Origin of the sequence: Promicromonospora sp. NPDC023987, assembly GCF_040639055.1 — a bacterium.
GTDB lineage: Bacteria > Actinomycetota > Actinomycetes > Actinomycetales > Cellulomonadaceae > Promicromonospora.
The window spans coordinates 30962-56391 of sequence record NZ_JBEZZF010000021.1; the positions used below are offsets into that span (position 1 = coordinate 30962).

General features: G+C 70.5%; 22 protein-coding genes. 10 read left to right on the top strand and 12 right to left on the bottom strand.

Annotated elements, in window-relative coordinates; translation table 11 throughout:
* Position 1 precedes the first annotated feature (1 nt).
* From coxB to AB0F40_RS12015, 4 genes are read right to left on the bottom strand one after another with little or no spacing between them, the layout of a single operon-like run.
* Positions 2-1009 (bottom strand): cytochrome c oxidase subunit II, encoded by a 1008-nt coding sequence (gene coxB / locus AB0F40_RS12000; protein WP_357467102.1) that lies wholly within the window; start codon positions 1007-1009, stop codon positions 2-4.
* Positions 1006-1410 carry a hypothetical protein gene (locus tag AB0F40_RS12005; RefSeq protein ID WP_357467105.1) on the bottom strand — a complete coding sequence of 135 codons (405 nt, stop codon included), beginning with the start codon at positions 1408-1410 and terminating at the stop codon, positions 1006-1008. The genes coxB and AB0F40_RS12005 overlap by 4 nt, the downstream gene beginning before the upstream one ends.
* Positions 1407-3128, bottom strand: coding sequence for a GMC family oxidoreductase (locus tag AB0F40_RS12010; RefSeq protein ID WP_357467108.1), 1722 nt, complete (start codon positions 3126-3128; stop codon positions 1407-1409). The genes AB0F40_RS12005 and AB0F40_RS12010 overlap by 4 nt, the downstream gene beginning before the upstream one ends.
* 47 nt (positions 3129-3175) lie before the next feature.
* Complete coding sequence (locus AB0F40_RS12015) at positions 3176-4228, bottom strand: gluconate 2-dehydrogenase subunit 3 family protein (protein WP_357467110.1); 1053 nt, start codon at positions 4226-4228, stop codon at positions 3176-3178.
* 192 nt (positions 4229-4420) lie between these two features.
* On the opposite strand from AB0F40_RS12015, the gene AB0F40_RS12020 reads away from it, so the two are divergent.
* Positions 4421-4858 (top strand): DUF4383 domain-containing protein, encoded by a 438-nt coding sequence (locus AB0F40_RS12020; protein WP_357467113.1) that lies wholly within the window; start codon positions 4421-4423, stop codon positions 4856-4858.
* 9 nt (positions 4859-4867) lie between these two features.
* Here the strand turns inward: AB0F40_RS12020 and AB0F40_RS12025 are convergent, their stop codons facing one another.
* A complete protein-coding gene (locus AB0F40_RS12025; RefSeq protein WP_357467115.1) occupies positions 4868-5386 on the bottom strand; it encodes a hypothetical protein in 519 nt (172 codons plus the stop codon).
* A 151-nt stretch (positions 5387-5537) separates the two neighbouring features.
* On the bottom strand, positions 5538-5813 hold the full coding sequence (locus tag AB0F40_RS12030; protein WP_357467118.1) for a YciI family protein: 276 nt from the start codon (positions 5811-5813) through the stop codon (positions 5538-5540).
* Positions 5814-5836: 23 nt separating this feature from the next.
* Between AB0F40_RS12030 and AB0F40_RS12035 the strand changes: the two genes are divergently transcribed.
* The 3 genes from AB0F40_RS12035 to AB0F40_RS12045 all read left to right on the top strand — a co-directional run bounded on the left by AB0F40_RS12035 (position 5837) and on the right by AB0F40_RS12045 (position 8793).
* Positions 5837-6568 (top strand): Crp/Fnr family transcriptional regulator, encoded by a 732-nt coding sequence (locus tag AB0F40_RS12035; RefSeq protein ID WP_357467121.1) that lies wholly within the window; start codon positions 5837-5839, stop codon positions 6566-6568.
* A gap of 451 nt (positions 6569-7019) precedes the next feature.
* Positions 7020-7739, top strand: a complete 720-nt coding sequence (locus tag AB0F40_RS12040) for an NlpC/P60 family protein (protein WP_357467124.1) — start codon at positions 7020-7022, stop codon at positions 7737-7739.
* A 163-nt stretch (positions 7740-7902) separates the two neighbouring features.
* Positions 7903-8793 (top strand): SDR family oxidoreductase, encoded by an 891-nt coding sequence (locus tag AB0F40_RS12045; protein WP_357467126.1) that lies wholly within the window; start codon positions 7903-7905, stop codon positions 8791-8793.
* 25 nt (positions 8794-8818) lie between these two features.
* On the opposite strand, the gene AB0F40_RS12050 is transcribed toward AB0F40_RS12045, so the two are convergent.
* Positions 8819-9184: a hypothetical protein gene (locus AB0F40_RS12050; protein WP_357467129.1), complete on the bottom strand. Its 366-nt coding sequence runs from the start codon at positions 9182-9184 to the stop codon at positions 8819-8821.
* A 194-nt stretch (positions 9185-9378) separates the two neighbouring features.
* Here AB0F40_RS12050 and AB0F40_RS12055 point away from each other — a divergent pair, with 194 nt between their 5' ends.
* Together AB0F40_RS12055 and AB0F40_RS12060 are read left to right on the top strand one after the other, a co-directional pair.
* Entirely contained in the window at positions 9379-10032 is a 654-nt protein-coding gene (locus AB0F40_RS12055; RefSeq protein WP_357467131.1) for a PAS and ANTAR domain-containing protein, read from the top strand.
* A gap of 330 nt (positions 10033-10362) precedes the next feature.
* On the top strand, positions 10363-12504 hold the full coding sequence (locus AB0F40_RS12060; RefSeq protein WP_357467134.1) for a DEAD/DEAH box helicase: 2142 nt from the start codon (positions 10363-10365) through the stop codon (positions 12502-12504).
* 42 nt (positions 12505-12546) lie between these two features.
* On the opposite strand, the gene AB0F40_RS12065 is transcribed toward AB0F40_RS12060, so the two are convergent.
* Positions 12547-14532: a DUF2264 domain-containing protein gene (locus tag AB0F40_RS12065; RefSeq protein ID WP_357467137.1), complete on the bottom strand. Its 1986-nt coding sequence runs from the start codon at positions 14530-14532 to the stop codon at positions 12547-12549.
* 268 nt (positions 14533-14800) lie between these two features.
* Positions 14801-15664: an NmrA family NAD(P)-binding protein gene (locus tag AB0F40_RS12070; protein WP_357467139.1), complete on the bottom strand. Its 864-nt coding sequence runs from the start codon at positions 15662-15664 to the stop codon at positions 14801-14803.
* Positions 15665-15728: 64 nt separating this feature from the next.
* Between AB0F40_RS12070 and AB0F40_RS12075 the strand changes: the two genes are divergently transcribed.
* From AB0F40_RS12075 to AB0F40_RS12085, 3 genes are all read left to right on the top strand, one after another.
* Positions 15729-16088 (top strand): helix-turn-helix domain-containing protein, encoded by a 360-nt coding sequence (locus tag AB0F40_RS12075; protein WP_357467142.1) that lies wholly within the window; start codon positions 15729-15731, stop codon positions 16086-16088.
* Positions 16085-16927 (top strand): SDR family oxidoreductase, encoded by an 843-nt coding sequence (locus AB0F40_RS12080; protein WP_357467144.1) that lies wholly within the window; start codon positions 16085-16087, stop codon positions 16925-16927. The genes AB0F40_RS12075 and AB0F40_RS12080 overlap by 4 nt, the downstream gene beginning before the upstream one ends.
* Positions 16928-17053: 126 nt before the next feature.
* Positions 17054-17500, top strand: coding sequence for a DUF4383 domain-containing protein (locus AB0F40_RS12085; RefSeq protein ID WP_357467146.1), 447 nt, complete (start codon positions 17054-17056; stop codon positions 17498-17500).
* A gap of 223 nt (positions 17501-17723) precedes the next feature.
* Here the strand turns inward: AB0F40_RS12085 and AB0F40_RS12090 are convergent, their stop codons facing one another.
* Positions 17724-18173, bottom strand: coding sequence for an SRPBCC family protein (locus AB0F40_RS12090; protein ID WP_357467148.1), 450 nt, complete (start codon positions 18171-18173; stop codon positions 17724-17726).
* Between the two features lie 299 nt (positions 18174-18472).
* Between AB0F40_RS12090 and AB0F40_RS12095 the strand changes: the two genes are divergently transcribed.
* Positions 18473-20023, top strand: coding sequence for an alanine/glycine:cation symporter family protein (locus AB0F40_RS12095; protein WP_357467150.1), 1551 nt, complete (start codon positions 18473-18475; stop codon positions 20021-20023).
* A gap of 6 nt (positions 20024-20029) precedes the next feature.
* On the opposite strand, the gene AB0F40_RS12100 is transcribed toward AB0F40_RS12095, so the two are convergent.
* The gene (locus tag AB0F40_RS12100) at positions 20030-20605 is read right to left on the bottom strand and encodes an iron transporter (protein WP_357467152.1); all 576 of its coding nucleotides are present in this window, start codon (positions 20603-20605) and stop codon (positions 20030-20032) included.
* A 129-nt stretch (positions 20606-20734) separates the two neighbouring features.
* Positions 20735-25408 (bottom strand): family 78 glycoside hydrolase catalytic domain, encoded by a 4674-nt coding sequence (locus AB0F40_RS12105; protein WP_357467154.1) that lies wholly within the window; start codon positions 25406-25408, stop codon positions 20735-20737.
* Positions 25409-25430: the final 22 nt, after the last annotated feature.

Consider the following 25430-nt stretch of genomic DNA (forward strand, 5'->3'; position numbering starts at 1 on the left):
GCTACTCCAGGCTCTGCAGGTAGGTGATCAGGGCGTCGAGCTCGTCGTCGTCCAGGTCGGTACCCGGCATGGCGTTGCCGGGCTTGACCTTCTGGGGGTGCTCGATCCAGCGGGCGAGGCTCTCGCGGTCGTTGGGCAGTACGCCTGCGCCGATCATCTGCCGGCTCGCCAGGTGCGTCAGGTCGGGCCCGAGCGTGCCCCGCGCCTCCGTGCCCCCGATGGTGTGGCAGTAGACACAGGACGACGACATGAAGATCTCCCGACCAGCGGCCACCTCAGAGACGGGCCCGACGTCGGCGGCCGGCCCGTCGGCGTCGGCGTCGGTCTGGTCGGCGGACGCGGCGGGGCGTGCCTGCGCGTCGAGCCAGCCGGCGTACTCCTGGGGTTCGTGGGCGACCACGACGAACCGCATCCAGGCGTGCTGGATACCGCAGTACTCGGCGCACTGGCCCCAGTAGGTGCCCGGCTCGTCGGCGTCGAGCGTCAGCACGTTGGTCTGCCCGGGTACGAGGTCCACCTTGCCGCTGAGCTGCGGGACCCAGAAGCTGTGGATGACGTCCGAGCTGGTCAGCTCGACGCGCACCTCCTGGTTCGTGGGGATGTGGATCTCGTTGGCGGTCTCCACGTCGTGCCCGGGGTACCGCACCTCCCACCAGAACTGGTTTCCGTCGACCTCGACGATGGTTGCCGCGTCGGCGACGTCGCCGGTTCCCGCGGTGTCGCGGAGCACGAGCACCGAGTCGGTCATGACCCCGATGATGATCAGCGCCGGCACCACCGCCCCCAGGAAGCCCACGACGAGGTGCCCGTTCCCGGACCTCGCCTCGGGGACGTCGCCGGGAGGGTGCTCGGCGGTTCGCCGTCGACGGACCACTGCGACGAGCGCCACCGTCACGACGACCAGCCAGACCGCGGCCCCGACGATCAGCAGCAGCTGCCAGTGGCTGTCGACCCGGCTGGCGTCGTCGCTCGCGGGCGGAAACATCGACGGGATCCTGGCGGTGATCATGGTGACTCCTTCACCTCGATCGTGACGATCGCCCGGGTGCGCGCCCCGTCCAGGAGCGCCTCGACCACGTACTCGCCCGGAACGGCGAGCCGCTCCGCATGAGTCGCGCCCGCCACCAGGCGGCCCGAGTCGACGGGGTCGGCCCCCGCCGGGACGGCGACCTCGCCGTCGTCGAGCCCGACCGACGCGACCCGCTGGGGGCGCTCCGAGCCGTTGACGAACCGGACCTCGACGCCGGCGGCCGTCTCGAGGCGCACGGGCTCGAATCCGGCGGTCGTGAGGCGCACCTCCACGGGCGGCGGGACATCGGCGTCCCCCGCCGCACACGCCGGCACGCCGGCGACGACGGCGGCCAGCACTGCCGCGGTGCTGACCCGGGCCGGTGCCCCGGCGCGGGTCACAACAACTCTCCGGGGTGCGCGAAGTACCGGTCGCGGAGGGCCTCGGCGGTGCGCAGGGCCAGTGCGCCCACCGTGCCGCTCGGGTTGGCCCCGGGGTTCTGGGGGTACAGGGCGGCACCGGTCACGAACACGTTGGGCGTGTCCCACACCTGCCCGTAGCTGTTGGTCACGCTGTCGCTCGGGTCCCTGCCCATGATGGCGCCGCCGGTGGGGTGCGTGCTCTGGTACTGGTCGATCCGGTACGGGGCCAGCTCCGTGGACACGCTGACCCGGTCGGGGCTCATCGCGCGGAGGATCTCCTCGCAGCGGGCGGCGAGGAAGCGGTACATGTTTCGCTCGTTCTCCCGCCAGTCGAAGGTGATGCGCAGCATCGGCAGGCCCCACTCGTCCCGGTAGGTCGGGTCGAGGTCCAAGAAGTTCCCGGCGTAGGCGGGGCTGTCACCCTCGATGCCGATGCTGCCGATCCGGTCCCACGACCGGCCGAGCATGGTCTTCCAGTCCGCGCCCCACTGCCGGTCCACGAAACCGTCCAGGAGCGCGTCGGACGAGCTGATCGGCTCGCGCTGGCCGGCATCGGCGGAGATGGCAGCGCCCCCCAGGAAGTTCAGGCTGGAGTGGTCGAAGTTGTCGGCGTTGTAGTCGTAGACCTGCGCGTTGGTGCAGCCGTTGCCCATGAAGAAGTTGAACTTCTCGTCCCTCCACAGCCCCTTCGCCGGCGACTTGACGAGCTGGTAGGTGTAATTGCGTCCCACCTGACCGCGGTCGTTGCCGATGCCGTCCGGATGTGCGCTGCCCGTGGACAGGAGCAGCATCCGGACGTTCTCCAGCGTGAACGCCGAGCAGACGACCACCTCGGCCGGCTGCACGTGCTCCTCACCACGCGAGTCGACGTACCGCACGCCCGTCGCCCGCCCGTCGTGAGCGGTCTCGATCCGCAGTACTCGGCAGCCTGTGCGCACCTCGTACCGCCCGGTGTCGAGCGCCGGTGGCAGCCAGGTGGTCAGCGGACTCGTCTTGGCGCCGACCTCGCAGCCGTAGCGCGTGCAGAAACCGCAGTACAGGCAGCCGGCGCGAGTGTTGCCGTACCGGTCGGTGTAGCCCTGCGACAGGATGCCCGCCGGCGTCGGAAAAGGATGCAGGTCCAGGTCTCCGCACGCTTCGGTGAACCGCCCGCCGAACTTGCTGCGGGCGAGCGGGGGGTTGGGGTACGGGCTCTTGCGTTCCCCTTCGAACGGATTCCCGCCCGGCAGGATCTGGCCACCCAGGTTGCCGGCCGTGCCTGAGACGCCCATGTCGTACTCGAGCTGGTCGTAGTAGGGCTCGAGATCCTCGTAGCCGACCGGCCAGTCCTGCGTGGTCATCTCCGCCGGGATCCGATCGCTGCCGTACCGCTCCTCGTTGACGCTTCGGTACCGGAAGTCGTCCGGTAGGAATCGCCACGTCAACGCCGTCCAGTGCACCATCGAGCCGCCGAGGCCCTCGCCGGGATGGAAGCTGCCGAACTGGCGGTAGGGCAGGGAGGGTGAGCGGGCGTCGGGGCGCCACGTCCAGGTGGTGCGCGAGATGTCCTGCATCATCGCGTAGCGGTTACGGAAGCGCAGCGAGTCGTGGTTGTGCGCGAAGTCGGGGTAGGTCCACTGGGCCGGTCCTTGTTCCAGGGACACCATCTGGAGCGAGGTCGGTGGCAGGAGCTGCGATGCGAGGATCGAGGCGGACATGCCGCCTCCGATGGTCACGATGTCCACCGGATCGTGTCGGCGCATCCTCAGCCCTCTCCGACGCCGGCGTGGGGTTGTTCGAGCGCGCGCTGGCCACCGCCGGGGCGGTCCGGGTTCATGACGGGCAGCCCGTGCATCGGCCGCGGTTGCCGGTCCGTGCCCTGGAGCATCTCCTCCGGGGAGTAGGAGCGCTGGGCCCCCGGCCACCCGACGAGCCGCCACCCGGCCAGGTCACGGTTGCCGCCGTAGGCGGGATCGGCGAACATGCCTTCGATCGTGTCGGCGCGCACCATCGAGAAGAAGCCGCCGGGGGACACGGTCCCGAACACCTCTTCAGCCTGGTCCAGCACGTCGTCGCTGGTGGCGATCTCTCCTCCGCCGCCGTCGTCGGTGGCCTGGTCAGGGCCCTCGCCGGTGATCCGGTCGGCGGCAGAGCTGCGCTGCTGGTGGTCGTCCAGGACGACGATGATCCCGTCCTGACGTTCTGGGTCCAGGTCGGCGAAGAGCCGGCCGAACCGGGTCTGCGCGTACCGGTCGAGTGCGGCGAGCCCGAGCCGGTAGAGCTCCTGCGGCGGGCGGCTGCCCTGGTACCCGTACCGGTAGAGCTGGGCCTCGGCGACCGGCACAGCCCCCTCCTCCACCTCGCTCGGAGCCTCCTCGTAACTACCGGCGAAAGGTCCTTGTGTGTAGGTGGGCTCGGCGTACGGCGAGGGGTCGGCCAGCTTCGCGTCGATGTACCTGGCCACGCCCATCTGGACTGCTCCCGGGTCCTTGTCGTCGCCGGGCACGAGGCGGGAGAGCATCGCCTCGAGCAGGCGTACCTCCTCGTCGACGAGGAAGCGGAAGCTGTCCGGCACCTCGTCGGGCGGCAACGGGGAGCGCTCGGGCTGGTGGACACCTTCGTCTGTGCCGGCGGCGCCACCCGCCCCGGCAGGACCCGTGGCGTCCGGCGTGCAGGCGGCCAGCGCGGCACCGCCGACCAGACTCGTGCCACCGAGCACCGACAGGGACTTGAGTACCGAGCGCCGCGTCAGCGCCGGTCCCGGCTGCCTGCCCGACTCGCTCTCGGGCCCGTCGGTGCTGGTCTCCTCAGTGGTCACTGCATCACCTCGGTGTGAGTCGCGGCGGGTCGGCCGTCTTCGGCCATTCGACGCTAACAACGCCGCCGTCACTCGCAAGCCCGACCGGCGGTCGCTTTGTCGCTACCTCGCTCATCGGTTCTGGCGGGTGCGAGTGGCCCGGCTGAACAGAATGATCGGTGCACAGGTAGCTACCCGGTCTGGAGGGTCACCATGGCGCAGACGATGTCGCACACGAAAGCCCTGACGCAGTATCAATGGCTTGCTTTCGTGGTCGGTGTCATCTATCTCACGGTCGGGGTCGCTGGATTCTTCATCACTGGTGCCGAAGGCGTAGCAGAGCGCGGCGCGAGCCAGAAATTGTTCGGCCTCGCCATCAATCAACTACACGATGTCGTGCACCTGTCGACGGGGTTTCTCGGAGTCATCATGTGGTCCGGCGCCAGCCGCGCACGAGCATTCGGATGGTCGATCGTGGCGGTGTACAGCACGATTTTCCTCAGCGGACTGACCGCAGTAAAGGGGCCGGAAGGTGGTCCCGTCAATATTGATGTGGCGGGAAGCTGGCTGCACATTCTGACTGTTGTCGCTGGGCTGCTGATCGCCCTCTGGCCCGACGGCGACCGCTCGCATCCGGACCGCCCGGCGTGAGGCCATCCCTCATTCCCTCAGCTCGAGGATCTCGACGCGTTCGGCGATGACTACCGCTTCGCCGGCATACTCCTCATATACCTCGTAGGGAACGGTGTAGTCCTCCTGGAACTCGCCGAGGGAGAGCCGCCGGACGGTCCCGGTGACCTCGACCACCGTCTCGTCCTCGACGAGCGCGTGCGTCGCGTGCAGGCCCTGGTCGACGAAGTCGGCCGACGGACTCATCACCAGGACCGACGGTTCCAGCACGCCCGGGTCGCCGATGAGGAACGCGCCGGCGTCGAGTATCAGCAGGACCTCGCCCTGGACCGTGACGACGCGTCCGGCGAGGCCCGGCTGGTCCTGCCGGTCCTCCTTGCCCTCGGGCACCTCCGCCTCAGCGACATCCGCCACGGTCACGTTCTCGCCAGGGGCCGGGGCGTCGTCCCCGCATGCCGCAAGCAGGCAGATCAGGGCTACCAGCAGAGCCGGCACGAGGAGTCGTCGGTTCGTCGTGGTCGCCATGGCCGAGTCTGGGACCTGGTGCATGCGACTACCTGAGCGGCCGGGTGAACGCGGTCATGTTCCGTCTCCTCCGTCGGGTGCTCTTCGATGCTGCACCGTCGTGCGGGGACACGCATCTGGGACACCAAGGCGGACAAATCCGTTGGCAAGGCCGACCGATGTGCAGGATCGGCACTCAGCGTGGTCCGCGCAGCGGGCCGACCACCGGCAGCCACTCACGGATGCCGGCCACCTCGACACCCGGTGTGCGGTAGTACGGGTCGGCGTCGAGCAGGCGGTCCAGCTCCGCTCGCCCGACGTCGAACAACAGCAGCGCGCCCGAGTCGTCCGCCCACGGACCGGCTGCGAGCAGGGTTCCGTCGTCGTGCAGGCGCGCCAGGATCGCGCGGTGCGCCGGACGCGCGGCGAGGCGTTCGGGAGTGGCAGCGAAGGTCAGCTCGAGAATCAGCATGCGGGCGACGGTACGGTCGGACGATGGGGCGCTCGGTATCGGCCGATACATCCACGACCTGGCAGGCGCTGGCCACCTTGCCGCTGCTGGCGGGGCTGCCCGATGACCGGCTCCGCCTGCTCTGGTCCGCCTCCGTGCCCCGCCGCCACGAAGCCGGAGACGTGCTGCGCCGCGTCGGCGACCCGGCCGGGCACCTGCTGCTCCTGCTGCACGGCCAGGTGTCGGCCACGATCACCACGGCCACCGGCCGCGTCATCCGCTTCGGCGAGTGGACCGCACCCAGCGCCCTGGACAAGATCGCCGTGCTCGACGACCGCGGGCACCCGTCCTCGCTCACCGCCGTCACCCCCTGCTCTGTCCGGTACCTCCCGCGCGCCCGGTTCGAGGAGCTCGTCGACGACGTGGCCGCCGTCCGCCGCCATGTGCTCCGCCTCCTCGCGCAGCAGGCCAGGCAGCAGCAGGAGCGCTTCGCCGACACGGCCACGAGGTCCGTCGAGGAGCGGCTGGCCGCCTGGCTGCTCGAGGGGGCCGAGGCGGCCCCCGGATCAGGTGTCGAGCTGCCGGGCACCCAGCAGGAGCTCGCCGACCTGCTTGGCACGACGCGTGTGACGGTCACCCGCACGCTCTCCCGGATGCGCCGCGACGGCCTCGTCGAGCTGACCGGTCGCACTGTCGGCGTGCTGGCGCCGGAGCTCCTCGCGCTCCGGGCCGGTGGCCACGGGCCGTCCGGGCAGCCTCAGGTGAACGCCGGGTAGCCGGTCGTCTCCGCGTCGGTGCCCCAGGTCGCCCACGCCCATTTCCGGTCCGCTGTTCGACGGTGTGCATCGCCGAGCCCAGCCGCGACAAAACATGACAGGCCGCCGGAGAAGAGGCGTATCACGTCATTTCTCCGGTGTGTTTTTTCTATGTCCCTGGTGCACCCTCGTTGCAGCCCTAAGAATGGCTTTAACGCTGGCCAAGAGGGGTAGATCCGAAGTGTTTCATGCGTTCTGGAAGACCTGATGTCTCACGGCGACCGTTATCTGATCGAGACAAGACTCTTGTTGTTATGTAGCGTCGGATTAGTTGTGCCACCGGAGGCATAGCCGTGGGCCCTATTCCCTGGTTCGGTACGGGACCGCGTAGTCAGCGAGTTGGAGAACATCGGTGAGTACCAGCGCCCGACGCGGTCGATTCCGCGCCGATCATGCTCCTATCACTTCCCTGATGACCTTGACCCGTACTGCGGCCCGCTCGGGCGCAGTGATCGCGGCATCGTCCGGACTCCTTGTGACGGCGTTCATGCCAAGCGCGCACGCCGTCGTGGGAGACGGTTCGACCCGCTTGGCAGACGCCGACATGACCGCACTGACCCAGGACGCCCCCAGGGAGTCCGTGACGGCCCCGGCGGTACAGGTCGCGACCGACGCGACGCTCGACATCGAGAGCAAGGCCGTCACGGTCACCCCTGCCCCCGAACCCGAACCACCACCCGAACCTGCGCCTGAGCCAGAGCCCGTGGTGGACACCACCACCTCTCCCGAGGCGGAGGTGGAGACACAAGCCGCGGTCGCGGAGGCCGAGCCGGCCACCCCGGGCTACGCGTCCGACGGGTCCATCGGTGCCCAGGCCGTGGCGATCGCCAAGCAGTACCTCGGCATCGCCTACACGTACGGTGGTGAGTCCCCCGGCACGGGATTCGACTGCTCGGGCCTGATCAAGTACGTCTACGCCCAGCTCGGCGTCGAGCTGCCGCACTCGTCGTCCTCGATGGTGGCCTCCGGCTACCAGGTCGCGACGCCGATCCCCGGCGACATCGTGTGGACCCAGGGCCACGTCTCCCTCTACGCGGGTGACGGCATGGTGGTCGAGGCGGCCAACTACGGAACGCCGGTGCGCCACACCGCCCAGTGGCAGGACTACGCGGTCTACATCCGCCCCTACTGACGGACGCCCTCTGGGTCGTGGGCGTGATCCTTGCGCCCCGGCGCCCGTCCAGGCGCAACGATCACGCCCACAACCCAGGAGGACGGCGCTCCGGTTCCGGTGCGAGTGAACGCCGCTGCTTCCATGCTGGACGTTCCGCTTGACGTCTACGGGGGAGTTGCACATGTCGGACCAGACCACGCCGCAGGACCCCACCACCCAGCACCCGCGACCGGAGCAGCCGGCGGACGACCTGCGGCCGCCGGGTCGCACGGGCGATATGTCGCAGGAGCCGGACCATGGGGAGTCGACCTATCGGGGATCCGGCCGGCTCGACGGCAAGCGGGCGCTGATCACGGGCGGCGACTCCGGCATCGGGAGAGCTGTCGCCATAGCGTTCGCACGCGAGGGCGCAGACGTCGCGATCTCCTACCTGCCGGAGGAAGAACCGGACGCCCGGACGACGGCGCACTGGATCGAGGACGCGGGTCGCAAGGCGGTGCTGCTGCCGGGTGACATCCGAGACGAGGAGTTCTGCCGCCGGCTCGTCGCCGACGCGGTGGCCGGGCTCGGCGGCCTCGACATCCTGGTGAACAACGCCGCGTACCAGATGTCCCAGGACGAGGGACTGCGCGAGATCACGACGGACCAGCTCGACCGGGTGCTGAAGACCAACGTCTACGCGCTGTTCTGGATCACCAAGGCCGCACTGGACCACCTGCCGCGCGGCGGGTCGATCATCAACACGACGTCGATCCAGGCCTTCGAGCCGAGCCCCCAGCTGCTGGACTACGCCACGACGAAGGCGGCGATCCTCAACTTCACGAAGGGGCTGGCACAGCAGTTGGCGCCGGAAGGCGTTCGCGTCAACGCGGTGGCCCCGGGACCGATCTGGACGCCGCTGATTCCCGCGACACTGCCGGACGGGGCAGTGGAGCAGTTCGGCGGCGATACGCCGTTGGGTCGAGCCGGTCAGCCCGCGGAGCTGGCACCGGCCTACGTGTTCTTCGCGTCACAGGAGTCGAGCTACATCACCGGCGACCGCATCGGTGTGACAGGAGGCCGGCCGCTGTAGCGCTGCAGCGCGTCGGTCGCGGCGCTTATCTGAGCAGCTGGTCCGCTGCGACCGACAGCCGCACCTCGCTGCCCGTGACCGTGGCGATCTGATCCGCTTCGACGTAGCGGTGCCCGGCGAACAGGCCGCTGGCGTCGACCCGGATGTACCCCAGGCGTGCGAGGCGCTCCTGGGCCTGCTCGCTCAAGCCGCTGTCGGTGCCGAACACCTGGGCGGCCCACGCGAACGGACCGCCGGGCTCGTCAGGCGACTGGCCGGCGCTGGTGGCAGCGCCCGCATCGGACATGTGCACCTCGTCGACGGTTCCCACCGTCTCACCGCCGGCGTCAACCACCGTCATCCCGGTGGTGACGTCGCGGATCGGTCCCTTGGGTCCTGTGAACTCGGTCATGGTCGCTCCTCGTGACGAGATCGGTGGGTGCTCTCCGATGCTGCCCCGATCGGCGAGGGCTCGCACCTGGGTACACGCGCGCTACTCTGACCATCACCAGGCCCCTGTGCCCTCCTCGGAGGGTGTGGGCCGTGCGAGTCAGCGCCAGAAAGAGGAGCTTCGTGAACCCTGGCCCCGGTCCCGGACAAGCTCCGATGGACAGCGACATCGAGAAGGCGCTTGCCGGAGGTGCCCGGCAGCCCCTTGGCAGGTACCGGTTCGACCTGGCGACAGGGGAGTGGGCGTGGTCCGACGAGGTGTACGTCATGCACGGCTTCGAGCCGGGTGACATCGTGCCGACGACGCCTCTCATGCTCGCGCACAAGCACCCGGACGACAGGGCTCGGGTCGACGGCGTCCTGCGGCGGGCGGCGGACACCGGGCAGCCGTTCAGCTCGGTGCACCGGATCGTGGATGCCGCGGGCAGGACCCGCACGCTGGCCGTCACCGGTCAAGGGCGTCGTGACCCCGTGACGGGCCGGGTGACCGAGCTGTTCGGCTACTTCATCGATGTCACCGAGTCACAGCGTGAGGCTGCGGCGCGTGAGGCGACGGCGTCGATCCAGGCCTCGGCAGAGCGGCGGGCGGAGATCGAACAGGCCAAGGGCGTGCTCATGGTCGTCTATGGCAAGGACGAGGAAGCGGCGTTCGGTCTGTTGCGGGAGGCGTCCAACCAGTCGAACGTCGCCGTCCGGGACATTGCCTATTCCTTGGTCCACCTGTTCTCCGGGCCGGACGTCACGGAGTTCCCGACCCGTGAGGCGATCGACAAGTTCCTGGCCGCCCCGGTCCTGCCGGACGACCTCTGACCCGCCGGCCCACGCCGGGCGTTGACCGCCGCTGAACCGGGCTGAGCTGTCCGGCGGTAGACTCCAGGTTCTCGGCGATCCAGCAGAGCCATGACCCGCCCCGCTGTGGTTCACGGAGACCTGTGGTTCACGGAGACACCCGGTGGCGTGTCACCATCGGCCTGAGCCCGGGGCCGCGGCCGGCGCAGGCGGAGACGCTGCGTGGTGATCCGGCGGCCGACCGGAGCCCCTGGCCCGGGCTGCCCGCCTCATGGGCCGGATATCCGACGTTCGACCGGTGCTGGGCGCGTACCGCCTCAGCAGCGGTACGGATGCAGTGAAGGAGGAGATGTGGCAGGACCAGGCCGACGCAAGTCCGGTCGCGCGCGGGCCGGGTCCGGTGCCCAGCGCCGCCGGTCGCCGCGGCCCGCCGAGCAGGGGATCATCCCGGTGCTCGCTGAGGTCGCGCGCGAGGTCGACGGCGCCGTGCGGCGACCGCCGACGCGCCCGGCGTTGCGCACCAAGTTCCAGGTGGTCGCGCTGCTCATGCGGGAGGAGCGGGCCCGGGTCAGGGCCGACAGCGCCCTGACCGAGTCCCAGCGAACCCAGCAGCTCAAGCGGCTCGACGGGGTGGCCACCCTGCTGGCGAGGATCGCTGCCCGGGACACGTCGCTGCTCGAGCTGCTCGCCGAGGACGCCCGGGTCTCCGAAACGGCGCGCGCCTTCAAGGCGACCATGATGCGCGCCGCCGGGCTGGAGCCACCCGAGGAGCCCCCGCCGCCCGCCCCGGCCGCGCCGTCGCCCGGTGCTGAGAAGCGGGTCGTTCCCCGCTCGGTGATCTCGCGCCAGCTGGCGAACCCGTTCCTCGCCCCGGACTTCGAGGCCGCAGCCGAGCGACAGCGCCCGCAGGCCCGCCGACTGGCCGGCTGGGAGCTGCTCGAGCCCCTCTTCCGGTCTTTCGAGTACGCGGGCGCCGGCGTACCCGCGTGCATGCCGCTGCCCGAGCCTCGCTCGGTGTCCGCTCCCCATGGGCGCAAGCTGATGCCGCACCAGGCCAAGGTCGTCGAGGCCACGGCCCGCGGGCATCGCACCTTCCTGCTCGCCGACGAGCCCGGGCTGGGCAAGACCGCCCAGGCGCTGCTCGCCGCCCAGGCGGCCGACGCCTACCCGCTGCTGGTCGTGACGCCCAACGTCGTGAAGACGAACTGGGCGCACGAGGTCGAGATGTGGACGCCGAAGCGTCGGCCGACCGTGGTCCACGGCGACGGCGAGCGGGTCGACGGGTTCGCCGACGTCGTGATCGTGAACTACGAGCTCCTGGACCGGCACATCGGCTGGCTCGGCGACCTCGGCTTTCGCGGCATGATCGTCGACGAGGCGCACTTCATCAAGAACAAGGGCTCCCAGCGCTCCCAGCACGTGCTTGCCGTCTCCGAACGGATCCGCGCGCGGACCGCCCGGCCGCTCCTGATGGCGCTCACCGGGACCCCGCTGATCAACGACATCGAGGACTTCCGGGCGATCTGGCAGTTCCTCGGCTGGATCGACGACGCGAAGCCGCTCGGCCCGCTGCTGTCCGCCCTCGAGGACACCGGCCTCACCCCGGCCGACCCGGGCTTCTACGCCGCCGCCAGGACCAGCGTGATCGACCTGGGCATCGTGCGCCGCCGCAAGGCTGACGTGGTCGCCGACATCCCCGCCCGCCGGGTGGCGGACCTGCCGGTCGAGCTCGATGGTGCGGCGGGCCGCTCGATCCGTGCCGCCGAGGTCGCGCTCGCCGAACGTCTGGTCGGTCGCTACCGGTCCGCCGTGGAGGCGCGTGGCGACGACGTCGTCACGGACGGGGTCGACCTCGACCTCGCGCGCCGGGTCGCGGCGGCGGAGCTGAAGGACTCGAGTTCGAAGGCCGGTGGCGAGAACGTGTTCACCATGGTCCGCCGGATCGGCCAGGCCAAGGCCGGGCTGGCCGCCGACTACGCCGCGCAGCTGGCCCGCAACGTCGGCAAGGTGGTGTTCTTCGCCAAGCACGTCGACGTGATGGACCGGGCGGAGCAGACCTTCGCCGATCGCGGCATCGGGTACGCCTCGATCCGCGGCGACCAGACGCCCAAGGTGCGCGAGAAGAACCTCGCCGCGTTCACGGGCGACCCCGACGTGTCGATAGCGGTGTGCTCCCTGATGGCCGCCGGAGTGGGGCTGAACCTTCAGGTGGCCTCCAACCTGGTCCTGGCCGAGCTCTCCTGGACCCACGCCGAGCAGACCCAGGCCATCGACCGGATCCACCGGATCGGCCAGGCCGAGCCCGTCACCGCTTGGCGGATCATCGCCGCCCAGACCATCGACTCCACGATCGCCGAGCTGATCGACAGCAAGTCCGGGCTGGCCGCCAGGGCACTCGACGGGGCGGGCGACGAGGACGCGGCGTCATCCACGGACGTCCAGCTCGATGCCCTCGTCGCCCTGCTCACCGACGCGCTCGGCGCCGACACGTGACAGCCGACCACGGTTCCGCGCGGCCCGACGTCCGCGGGCCGGTCAGGCCCGGCGCACCACCGGCGCCTCGCCGGACCAGCTCAGGACGCGGTCGCCGCTCGGCGTGCTGATCCGGGCGGAGAGCCCGTCCACGGTGGCGCTGACCGCGTCCGGCGCGCCTGCGTCCCCGATGCCGGCCAGCCGCACGTGCGCGACGAGCAGCGAACCTTGCCAGGTGCCGGTCACGGCGGGCACCAGGGCCCAGGGGCCGTAGGCGGTGCCCGCGGGTGCTCGGAGGACGCCGCAGGCGTCGAACCCGGACAGGCCGGACACGTGGGACTCGAGCCCACCCCCGGCGACCCTTGACGCAGGCCCGGCCGGCCCGGATGGCCCGTCCGGATCGGCCACCGTCAGGCCGGCTGGTTCCTCGCCGGCCAGCGCCCAACCGGTCAGTCGTACCGGGGTGCCCGGACGCAGGCCGCGTAGCCGTACCACTCGCACCTCGTCGGCGCCGTCCGCGAGCACGAGGCTGTCCACCCATGCGCCGGGCAGGCTGGTGCCGGGGGAGCGCCGCGGCCCGGCCGCGAATCCTGCCGTGCCCGGGAAGTGGGGTCGCCAGGCGGAAGCGGCCCAGCCCGCACCCGTCCCCAGCGGATGAATCCGGCGCCGCGCGCTCACCCGGCCGTCGTGCTCGATCTCCACCGAGTTGTCGGCCACGTTCGACGCCGTCGTGGGGCCCGTCCGGGTCGAGTACGCGAGCCGGGCGTACAGCGGGTCGGCGGCACCGTCCTCGCCGGCCCCCGGGTGCAGGTGGTCGCTGCCGTGGTTGTGCACGCGTACCAGGCCGTCCGTCGTGCGCTGCACCAGCCAGCCGACGGTGCGGATCTCGACCGTCCCGTCCTGCGCCGGCGGCGCCTCCTCCGTCGCCGTCCAGTACTCGTCGTCCGGCGGGAGGAGCAGCCCGGCGAACCCGTGCACCGCCCAGTACGGCGACGCCGGCCCCGAGTACGGCTGGAGGCTGGCCTCGTGCGGGCCGTGCCAGCCGAGGCCGAAGAGCCCACGCTCGATCGAACCTCGATCGAGGAAGTACCGCAGCGTGCGGCTCGTGAGCCCACGTGCCGCTCCGGCCGACCACGGGTGGCGTCCGGTCACGGAGGCTATCGCCGGTGCCGCCAGGGCGGCAGTCCGGTAGGTGAGGGAGCGTCCCTGGTACAGCGGCGCGCCGTTGTCGTCGAAGGTGGGCAGGTAGGTGCCGAGGAACTTGACCAGCCGGTCGCCGAACCGGGCGAGGAGCTCCTGGTCCTGGCGGATCCAGGCCTGCAGCACCGGGTAGAAGTGCATGATCCAGCCGATGTAGTGGTCGTACGCCCGGCCGTCGCCGTCCCGGTACCAGCCCTCGCCGTCGTACCAGTGCTCGATCAGCTCCAGCCCGTGCTCGAACGACGCGGCGCTCGCCGCGTCCCCGCGTCCGACGTCCTCCAGGAAGCCCGCCACCATCATGGGGAACAGGTACCAGTTGTTGGGGGCGGGGTCGTGGGTCAGCGCGCCGTGCAGCCATCGCGCGACGCCGTCCTGCTCGCCCGGGTCCAGGGTGTCCCACAGCCACTGTCGGCTGAGGTGCAGCCCGAGCGCCACGGACGCGGACTCGACCATGGGCTGACCCGCATCGGCGATCGAGCGGATGTCTTGCCACGACTCGTCGGTGCGTGTTCCATCGACGGTGTGCCGGGTGCCCGCGACCAGACCGCGCCGGTAGAACGCGAGGTGACTGTGCGGGTCCGCGCCGTCGTCGCCACGCACACGTGTCGCGGCCAGCACGAAGGTGCGCGCCCAGCCCTCCAGACCGTCGGACAGGGTGCCGGAACCCGAGGGGCGGCCGGGTAGGTCGAGCTGTGCGGCATCCGCACTCGCGTACCGCCTGACCGCGAGCAGGAGGTTGTCCGCGATCTGGCCCCAGTGCGCACGGCCCAGTCCGGTCAGAGGGCTGAGCCTTCGGTCCTCGGCCGGGATCGGCAGGTCCCAGCCCATGGCGGTTGCGTCAAGTGTCATCGTCGTCTCTCTCGGTTGATCAGGACTGGACGCTGCCGGCCCATGCGTGCGGCCTCCACCAGGGCGTCCGGCAAGCGCGCACATGTTCCCTGACTGCGCGGCCTAGCGCTCGCGCTGTGCCCTCAACATCGTTGTCGTGCTTCGTCAAGGGACGCTAGGACACCGCTCGAAACTCCGTCGACGGATCCGATCAAAGTTGATCAATGCGATCGCCGGCGTGGGCGACCGGCCTGCTGCTCGAGAGCAACGCAGCAGGCCGGCGGAGGCGTCAGCGAACGATCTCGGCCAGCCATCGGTCGATCGGTCGCGGGTTCAGGCCGAGAAGACTCTGTGCGCTGTCGCCGTGACTGATGGTGTTGGCGGTCTCGGCATTGAGTGCCTGGTAGAGGCCCACGACGGGGGCGCTGGCGTCAGTGCCGAACAGCGGCGTGATCAGCGCTCCGAACGCGTCGGGGGTGATGGCCTCGTACACGACCGCGCGCCCGAGCTGCTCCGAGAACCCGGCCGCGAGGTCGGGCCCGGTCAGGCCGGGCAGGTGGCCGATGGACACGGTCCCCGTCACGGACGGGTCCTCCAGGAGTCGGACGGCGACGTCGGCGACGTCGAGGTGCGAGCTCCACGAGACGGGGAACGCCTCGGGGAGCGGGTAACGCAGCACACCGTCCTGCCGGGCCGGGCCGTCGACGACGGGGAGCAGCAGGTTCTCCAGGTACAGCCGCGGAGCCACGACGGCGGTGGAGACGCCGGTGTCCGTGACCCTCCGGATCAGGTCCGTGACGGGGCTGTCCTCCGGCGCCTGCAACGGTGAGTCGGGCTGATCGACGACCTGCCCGCTGGTGGAGATCACGACACGGCCCGGGCGGGCGGCCGCGATGGCGGTGGCGATGGCGTCGACGTAGGCGACCGTCTGGTCGGGGCCGGTCATGGGCAGGTGGACGAACACGCCGTCCGCGCCGGTGTAGGCGGCGACCAGCGAGTCGGCGTCCGCCAGGTCGACGGTGACGGACTCGACGCCGTCCGGGACGTTCGCCGTCGAGCGGACGGCTGCGACGGGACGCATGCCGGCGGCCAGGAGCGCGGAGACGACGGGGGCACCCTGGGCGCCGGTGGCGCCATGCACGATGTAGGTCATGGAGCCATTAGTGCATGGGGTGCATCAGTTACGTCAACTGCACTAATAGCGATAGGGTGGGCTCATGAACGAGGTCGAGCTGCCGGAGTGCGGAGTGGCACGCTTCCTGCTGCTGTTCGAGGGGCCGTGGGCGACGCTGATCGTGCGCGAGCTGATGCACGGCCCGCAGCGGTTCGGCGAGCTGCGTGCCGCGCTCGGCGGTATCAGCGCACACACACTGACCAGCCGCCTCCGCATGTTCGAGGCGCGGGGCATCGTGACCCGCACCGCGTATGCGGAGATACCCCCTCGTGTGGTGTACGAGCTGACGCCGCTGGGGTGGCGGCTGCGGCCGGTGCTGGACGCGATGTACGAGTGGGGGATGGCGGCGCCCGTCTCGGCGTTCGTGCCGGAGGCCAAGGACGCCAGGGAAGAAGGCACATGAACCAGACAGCGATCGTCACCGGCGGCGCCGGTGGGATGGGCCTGGCGACCGCGAGGATCCTCGGCCGAGACCACCGCGTCGTCATCGCCGACGTCGACCAGCAACGCCTCGACCAAGCGGTCGCGGAGCTGAGCAAGGACGGCGTCGACGCCGTCGCCGCTCGCTGCGACATCACCAGCCGGCAATCGGTCCAGGACCTGTTCCGCGATGCCGGCTCCGGCGGCACCCTGCGCGCGGTCGTGCACAGCGCCGGCGTCAGCCCGCAGATGGGCGACGCCGGGAAGATGATCGCCATCAACGCGCGGGGAACCATCCATCTCACCGAGGCCGCTCTGGCGCTCGCGGGTGAGGGCTTCGCCCTGGTCAACGTGGCGTCCTCCGCCGCCCACATGGCGCCGCGGGCTCTGATCTCCCACCGCACCTACCGCCTGGCGTTCACCGACCCGGCGCGCCTGGCGTCCAGGCTCACCGCCCGCACCAACCTGGCACCACGCAACCTGCGCTCCGGGCTGGCGTACTCCCTGAGCAAGAACTTCGTCATGTGGTACTCCCAGGAGATGGCCGCACGGTTCGGCGCCCAGGGCGCACGCATCCTGTCCGTCTCTCCGGGCAGCTTCGACACCACGATGGGCCGGCTGGAGGAGAAGAGCGGATCGCACAAGCTCGCCGAGTACGCCGCCCTGCACCGCTACGGGAAGCCCGAGGAGATCGCGGAGGTCCTCGCGTTCTGCGCCAGCGACCGGCCCGGCTACCTCACCGGCGTCGACATCCTCTGCGACGGCGGGACCAAGGCCGGGCTCGACCTCAAGGGCACCCTGGCCATCGCCAGAGGTAACTGAGGTCTCGACCCCCGGGTCACGGCCCATCCATTTCTGTCCCGGCTCCGAACGACCTGCACGAGCGGTGCCGCGACGCCCTGTGCGGCCGGCCATCGCGTGCTGTCACCACACAGAATGGAAAATGCCATGACACAGTCCACGTCGTCGACGCGAAGCCGGGCACCGCACCAGTGGCTCGCCGTCACGATCGGTGCGGTCTACCTCCTGGTGGGCGCTGCCGGGTTCCTGGTGACCGGGTTCGACGGTTTCGCCGAGCACGACCACGACCAGACGCTCCTCGGGTTCGCCATCAACCCCCTGCACAACATCGTGCACCTCCTGATCGGGCTCCTCGGGGTGACCATGTGGTCCGTCCCGGGCCGAGCACGCGTGTTCGGCTGGCTGCTCGTCGTCGGGTACGGGGCGACCTTCGTCTACGGCCTGATCGCCGTGAACAACCCGGACATCAACATCCTCAACATCAACGCGGCGGACAACGTGCTGCACATCCTGAGCGCCCTGGCCGGCCTGGCCATCGCACTGTGGCCGCACCGGCAGGCCGACGCCGCCGCACCCGGGTCGCACTGGTCCTGACCGGACACGTCACGACGAGCTTGTGACGTCCTTCCACCCTGCCGCGTCCTACGGGTGTCGCCGGTCCCGGCGGCTCGCATCCACCGATGCGGCAGGGCAAGGTAGGGAAGGTCGAGATCAAGCCGGTGACCGAGCCCGGCACCGCCTGGGTCGTGCACGAGACCAAGAGCAGCTACCCGACGGAGGGCAGTACCTCATGTGGTGGAGGCGGCGTCCCGGTCGGTCACCTGTGTGACGTCGGGGTTCCGTCGTCGCGGTGCGCGAGCGTGGCGAGCGCGTTCTTCCAGTGCCCCTCGGCGGCGGCCGCGTGGCGTTCGGTGTCGAAGCTCTCCTCGACCACGGTGACGAGCGTGCCGTGGTCGTCGGGCTCGAGCATGATGCGGATCTCGTGGTAGTTCGCTGGGACGTCCTCGAGCCCGTTGAGCGGCGCGAAGTGCGTGAAGTGCAGCAGCCGCGGCCGCTCGACCGCGATGACCTGGCCCTTGTCGGCGAACACCCGGCCGAAGAAGTGGCCCTCGAAGGTGATCGGGCTGCCCGGACGGAAGTCCGTCTCGATGTTGGCGCCGAGCACCCATCGCGCCCCGGGGTGCATGAGCTCGGCCCAGACCCGCTCGGGCGGCTCGGCGACGTGCGTCGTCGCGGTGACGGTGTGGCGCGGGGTGTCTGTGCTCATCGCTGCCCTCCGTGGTGCTCTCGCACACGACGGTACCGCGCACCTCGGACCTCTGTGCTCCCGCGCGCCTCCGCAGGGCTCGCCGTGGCAAGTTGTGCCGAGATCGAGTAACGACAAGGCAATGAGCGTCCCCAAATTCGCGTTCAGCCCCGGGTGACCCGCTAGTGTGCCGCCATTGCTAATCCGTGACCGCACTCACAGGTCGCTCGCTGCCAAGGACGCCACTTGCGCGGTGTGGCGCGCGGACGCGCTGGTCTCCGCCGGTGCGCGTGTCCGAATGTTCCTACTCTGGAGTCACTATGAGCCTCGCCGACAGCATCGGCACCGCGAACGACCTCATCTGGTCGATCCCGCTGATCGCCCTCTGCCTTCTCGCCGGTCTGTACTTCTCCGTCCGCACCGGTTTCCTCCAGGTCCGGCACCTCCCCGACATGATCGACCAGCTCAAGAAGGGCGAGAAGTCGGAGGACGGCACGTCCTCCTTCCAGTCGCTGATGATGTCGCTCGCCGGCCGCGTGGGCATGGGCAACATCGGCGGCGTGGCCACGGCGATCGCCTTCGGTGGCCCCGGCGCCGTGTTCTGGATGTGGACCTCGGCGTTCCTCGGTGGCGCCACATCGTTCGTCGAGTCCACCCTCGGCCAGATCTACAAGGAGCGGGACCCGGACACCGGTGAGTACCGCGGTGGCCCGGCCTACTACTTCGAGAAGGCGTACAAGCACAAGGCTCGTGGCCTCTCGCTGACCTACGGGATCATCTTCGCGGTCGTCACCATCCTCGCGATGAGCTTCTTCCTGCCCGGCGTGCAGGCCAACGGCATGGCCTCGGCGATCGACAACGCGTGGGGCATCCCCACCTGGGTCACCGCCATCGGCCTGGTGATCCTGCTGGCCTTCATCGTCATCGGTGGTGTCAAGCGCATCGCGCACTTCGCGGTGATCGTGGTCCCTGTGATGGCGCTGCTCTACATCCTCATCGCGGTCGTCGTGTTCTTCATGAACTTCAGCGAGATCCCCCGTGTGTTCGGGCTGATCTTCGGCAGCGCCTTCGGCGTCCAGCCGATCTTCGGCGCGATCCTCGGCCTCGCGGTCAAGTGGGGCGTGCAGCGCGGCATCTACTCCAACGAGGCCGGTCAGGGCACCGGGCCGCACGCCGCCGCCGCCGCCGAGGTCTCGCACCCGGCCAAGCAGGGCTTCGCGCAGTCCTTCGCCGTGTACGTCGACACGCTGTTCGTCTGCTCGGCCACCGCGTTCATCATCATCTCGACCGGGATGTTCAACACCTTCGCCGGTGAGTCATGGCCGGGTGAGGTGGTCTACGAGGGCAACGGTGGCCTGAGCACCGACGTCGAACCAGGTCCTGGTTTCGTGCAGCAGGGCCTCGACTCGGTGTTCCCGGGTGCCGGCCCGACGTTCATCGCCATCGCTCTCGCGTTCTTCGTGTTCACCACGATCGTGGCCTACTACTACATGGCCGAGACCAACCTGAACTACCTGACCCGCAAGATGGAGAACCGTGTCGCGGCCCGGGCCATGCAGCGGGTGCTGCAGGCGCTGGTGCTCGTCGCGGTCGCCTACGGCGCCGTGACCACCGCCGGTGCGGCCTGGGGTCTCGGCGACATCGGTGTGGGCTCGATGGCCTGGCTGAACATCGTCGGCATCCTGTTCCTCCAGGTCCCCGCCCTGAAGACGCTCAAGGACTACCGCGACCAGAAGCGGCGGGGCCTGGACCCGCAGTTCGACCCGCGGCAGCTCGGCATCGAGAACGCGACGTTCTGGGAGCTCCGCGCGGACAAGCGGCTCCAGGCCGGGGCCGGCGAGCCGCCCGAGATGCAGCTCGACCGGGACTGACCTGGGTCAGCCCGGCGGGTCGACAGTCTCGGCACCACGTTCGATGGGCACCCCGACGAACTCCACGTCGACGGGTGCCGCGAACCGCCGTCCGTTGATCTCGTCGTGCCGCATGAAGGTCGGCGGGTCCACGTGCACACGCAGCGTGTACTCGCCGTCCTCCGGCAGCTCCCAGTTGCGCGCGTAGTGGTAGAGCATCGGATGCCAGACCAGCTCCTGCGGGAACGGCCCGAGCTCCTGCCCGCCGGAGGTTACGAGCGTCGCGCTCACGTTCAGGCCGGGGACGAAACGCCCGTCGGCCGCGTCGCAGACGACGACCTCCACGTGCGCGTTGGCGTCACCCGGGTTGTGCCACACCAGCTCGCCGTCCTCCAGGTGGTACATGCCCTCGGCCTTCTCGATGGCGTAGCCGATCAGGTAGTCGCCGGCCTGCTGCGTGCCCCCGGCGTCGGCCACGTCCTGCGCCATGTGGTCGAGGGCTTCGCGGTAGGCCTTGCCCTGAGCGACGGCGAGCTGCAGCTGGCGCTCGGTGGCCTCCGACGAGGCGGGGTCCCTCGGCGGTGTGGTGGCTGGTGTCGACATCTGTGCCTCCTCGTCCAAGGTGGTGGTGCTCTCGATGCTCCACCGTCCGGCGGGTACCCGCATCCGGGGTCGTTCCGCGTACCGCCCTCGGACGGCGGCACCCCCCCGGCGCCCCGGACGGAGGCACCGCTAGCGGAGCACGCGGATGCTCTCGATCCGGACCTCACCCACGCTGCTGAGCGGGTCGAACCGGAGCGTCGTGAGCGGGCTCGCCTGCGGCGGGACGCTCACCCGGTAGACCCGTGGCCCGCCCGCCTCGACCCCGAACCGGGCGCTCCGGTGCTCCGCGGCCCCGGGCTGGTCCACGGTTCCCCAGAAGACCTGCCCCTCACCTGCGGTCGACGACGTCATGGTGACCTCGACGGTCGCGCCCGCCGACGCGTCCAGCGACATCGGACCGGGGAAGGACAGGACTGGGTCACCGCCGGTCGACCTCGCACGGAGCGCGCCGTCCGCCACCGTGAAGCCGTCGAGCTGGTTCGTCGGTTCCCATCCTTCGGCGTCGCCGTCCGTCTCGAAGTCCCAGGACTCGACGGCCGTGGTGATGCGCAGCTCGGCGCGGTCGCCCGGGGTGCCCCCGTCGCCGTAGCGAGCCGTGACCTCGATGGTTCCGGCCTGCGCGCCGGCGCCGTCCGGTGACGCCACCGACGCGCTGATGCTCGCCTCCGCGCCCCCGGCGAGGTCGTACGGGACGGTCGCCGGGTCCAGGACCCACCCGTCGGGCGCGGTGAGCTCGACGACACCGGTCAGCGGCGCCGCAGTACGACGGTTGCGGATCGTGACGACCGCCGTCGTCGAGTCGCCGGGCTCCTCGAGCACGTCCGGGTCGGCCACCACGGAGACGATCTCGACCGGCGAGATCACGTCCACGACCGACGACACCGGCACGGTGACCGTGGCCCGCCCGTGGCGGTAGGTCACGAAACCGTCGAGAGGGATGCTGTCGGTGATCGGCGCGTCGGCTCCTGCCGACAGGGTCAGCGGCAGCACGGCGGACGTACCGGGCCGCACCGTCCGAGGGCTGGTCCCCGCCTCCGCCGACCAGCCGGCGGGCAGGTCGAGCGTGACCGCCGGATCGGTCAGCCGGGAGCTGCCGTCGTTCGCGACGGTCGCCTCCAGACGCGTGGTGCCGCCCGGGACGACGGCGGGCTCGGTGAGCTCCAGCGTGATGGTCACACCGAGCAGCAGCGTGCTCGCCGCGGACAGCGCGGCGCCGGTCCGGTCGAGCGACGCGGTCAGCACCTCGGCGTCGTCCTTGCCGACCGAGCCGTCGTCCGTCCAGCGGTCGAGCGCTTCCCGCAGCTCCGCGACCCGGGACAGCGCCGTCTCCGCGGACGCCAGGCCGGCTCGCTCCCGGCCGGCGAAGACGTGCTCGCGGCCCGACCGGACGACGCGGTCGAGCACGGACGCCTCGGCGAGCAGGCGCGAGCCGGCCTTGCGGTCCACGGCACCGGACGCGACGAGCTCGGAGACCTCCTGGTGGAAGGCCGAGGTCTCGTCAGCGGCCTGGCCGATGTGGCCGCGAACGGCGTGCGACTCGAACGCGTACGTGCCCGACCCGACCTCGAAGACCGCCGCGCCGTCCTGCATCCGCACGAACCGGACGCCGGGTGCGTCGCCGGCGCTGGTGTCGCCCTCGACGACGGCATGGCGGCTGGTCGCCGGGACGTGCACCAGCGCCGTCGTGTTGGCCGGTACGGTCACGTCGAGCGTGAGGTCGTGGTCGGACCGCTGCTCCCAGGCGGACCGGACCACCCCGTGGGGCGAGTCGTGGCTCACGGCGGCGTGGGTGAGACCGCCACCGGGCCGAGGGGCGACGTCGAAGGTCGAGTAGCCGGGGCTGGTCACCGTGATGCCGCCGATGGAGGAGTACATCCACTCGCCCACGGCGCCGTAGGCATAGTGGTTGAAGGAGTTCATGCCGGGGTCCTGGAACGAGCCGTCCGGACGGATGGAGTCCCAGCGCTCCCACGTCGTGGTCGCGCCCATCGTCACCTCGTACAGCCAGGACGGGTATTCCTTCTCCAGCAGCAGCCGGTAGGCCACGTCGTCACGACCCACGGCCGACAGCGCCGGCAGGAGGTGCGGCGTGCCGAGGAACCCCGTGGACAGGTGCCAGCCGCGGGCCTCGACGGCCGCGACGAGCTGGTCGCCCACCGCATCCAGCCGGTCCTCGGGGACGAGCCCCATGTCGATCGACATCGTGTACCCCGCCTGCGAGCCGCTCCCGATGGTCCCGTCGGCGGCGATGAACCGGTCGGCATACGCGGCACTGACACGCTCGAACAGCGCGCGGTACTCGTCGGCCTCCTGGTCACGGCCCGTCGCCCGCGCCATCTCGCTGAGCAGCCGTGCGTCGTGGGCGTAGTAGGCCGTGGCGATCAGCGTGTTGGGAGTGGCGTCGTCGAGGTTCAGCCAGTCGCCGATCCCGTGCCCCTCCGGGACGATGTCGTCCTGCGCGACGGAGCTCCAGAAGCCGACGAGATCGACCATCATCTGCCAGTTGTCGTCGATGACCTGGGTGTCGCCGTACTGCTTCCACGTCGCATGGGTGACGGTCACGCCGGCGTCGCCCCAGCCGGCGGAGACGTTGCTCTCGCCGACGCCGGGCTCGGTGCCGGGTGCGACGCCGGGGAGCGCGCCGTTCGGGGCCTGCCGGAGCCGCATGTCCCTCAGCCACTTGGTCAGGAAGGCGTAGGCGTCGTGGTTGAACGTCGCGGTCTCGGCGATGACGTTGAGGTCGCCGGAGTAGCCGAGCCGTTCGTCGCGGGCGGGCGTGTCGGTCGGCACGGAGAGGAAGTTGCCCCGCACACCCCAGACGATGTTCGAGTGCAGCTGGTCCAGCATCGGGTCGGAGGTGTCGAACGTCGACGTCGCCCGGTTGTCCGTGCCCACGACGATGCCGGTGACGTCTTCCGCGGTGGGGGGCGTGTCCAGACCGGTGATCTCGGCGTACCGGAACCCGTGGAAGGTGAAGGTCGGGCTGTACTCGGCGGTGCCGTCGGCGCCGAGGGTGATCGTGTCGGTCGCCCGTGCGGTGCGGAGGTTCGCGGTGTAGAGCGTGCCGTCGGGGTTGAGGACCTCGCCGTGGCGGATCGTCACGACGTCGCCGGGCCGTCCCGTCAGCCGGGCCCGGATCCAGCCGACCATGTTCTGGCCCATGTCGTAGACGGTGACGCCGTCGGCGGGCGTGGTCACGGCCTCGGTGGGCCGTTCCTCCGTCACCCGGACCGGCGGATCCGTCTGCGCGTGCAGGTCACCGACCGCGGGAGCGGACACGCGGGCCGCGGTCCAGTCGCCCGAGCGGCCAGGTTTGCTCCACCCGGGCACCTCGTGACGGACGTCGTAGGTCTCACCCATGAGGAGGTCCGCGTCGAGGACGGGGCCGGGCGTCGTGTCCCACGACTCGTCGGTCGTCACGACCGAGCTGGTCCCGTCCTCGTAGGTGACCTCGAGGCGGGCGAGGAACGCCGGGTCGGTCCCGTACCGGTGCTGGCCGACCCAGGCGAGGTGGCCCGCGTACCAGCCCGTCCCGAGCATCGCCCCGATCGTGTTGTCACCCTGCCGGAGCAGCTCGGTGACGTCGTACACCTGGTACTGGACCAGCTGGCTGTAGTCGGTCCAGCCCGGCGCCAGCTCATGGTCCCCGACCCTGGCTCCGTTGATCTCGGCACGGTAGACCCCGAGGGCCGTGGAGTAGAGCCGGGCGGAGGCGACCGGTCGGTCGATCCCGAAGTCCTTGCGCAGCAGCGGCAGGGCACGCTCCTCGCTGGTGAGCACGCCGTCCTCGACGACGCCGGAGACCTTCAGGCGTCCGTCCGCCACGCTGCCGATCGCGAACGGGTTCACGCCGTCGGAGAAGTCCGTGTGGAAGAGCGTCTCGTCACCCTGGGTGACGGTCACCTCGTCGACGTCGCCGGACTCGCCCTGGGCCGACCGGAACCCGATGGTGCCGGACGACCGCAGGGGGATGGCACGGGAGTCGATGGCCCGTCCGTCGATGCTCGTGGTCGCACGGCCGTCGGCCACGGCGATGGCGATCTCGTGCTCGCCGGTGAACCCGCCGGGCAGGGCCTCGTCCGGTACCGGGACGTCGTCGAGCAGGGCCCAGCTCCCGTTGGTCCGGCTGTGCGGACGGAGGCTCGGTTCGCCCCGTGCGGACAGCTGCCACATGTAGGCGTTGTCCGCCGTGGAGTCCGAGTAGAAGACGATCCCGAGCGCCTCGGTGATGTCGCTGGCCCGGACGCGCAGCGTGTAGTCGCTCCACCCGGTGCCCCTCGGCCCGTCCGGAGGGCCGCCGACCCACTCCGCGCCCCACGACTCGGCACTGGTGGCGTCCGCGGGCAGCGCGGTCTCGAACGAGCTCGGCTCGCTCCATGGGGTGGCCTTGCCCGCGCCGTCCCACACCCGGACCCGCCAGTGGTGGTGGGTCGTCGCCTCGAGCTGCCCGCCGTCGTACGGGACGTTCACCGACTCGCTGCTCTCCACCCGGCCGCTGTCCCACACGTCGGGGTCCTGGAAGCCGTCGGCCGACGTCGCGACCTGGATCTGTCGCGCCGTCTGCACGATCCCGCGTCCCGGTCCTTCGAGCTGCCAGGAGAAGACGGGTGGTTCGACGGGGATGCCGAGGGCTTCCTCGAGGTGGTTCACGGACAGCGTCCCGACCGTGACCGCGCCGACCCCGCTGCCGGGCTCGGCGCGGCCGACGGCGGCGGTCCCGGTGAGCGAGACACCGACCAGGGCTGCTGCGAGGGCGGGCGCCACAGCGCGCCGCACGGCCTTCTGGATGGTCGTGATCAGCACAGACGTCTCCTTTGACGACTTG